Here is a 264-nt window from a genome sequence, read left to right on the forward strand (position 1 = left end):
CGCCAAGGAAGCCGCCCACGAATCCGCGCCCGACAGCGGGGCGTGGACTACGCTGCGCGACGGTGACGTGGTGATCGCGGCGATCACGTCGTGCACCAACACCTCCAACCCTGCGGTGATGCTCGGTGCGGGCCTGCTGGCGCGCAATGCGGCTGCAAAAGGCTTGAAAGCGCAGCCGTGGGTGAAGACTTCGCTCGGGCCGGGCTCGCGCGTGGTCACCGACTATCTCGAGAAGGCGGGCGTCCTCGACGATCTCGAGAAGCT

Annotated in this window: 1 protein-coding gene; it reads left to right on the forward strand. The window is 67.4% G+C overall.

All coding sequences use genetic code 11. The annotated features are described in order from the left end of the window. The coding region (locus OH705_RS27670; RefSeq protein ID WP_267303492.1) for an aconitase family protein at positions 1-264 on the forward strand (264 nt) is incomplete at both ends.

Origin of the sequence: Pseudomonas sp. BJa3 (assembly GCF_026343815.1) — a bacterium.
GTDB lineage: Bacteria > Pseudomonadota > Gammaproteobacteria > Pseudomonadales > Pseudomonadaceae > Aquipseudomonas > Aquipseudomonas soli.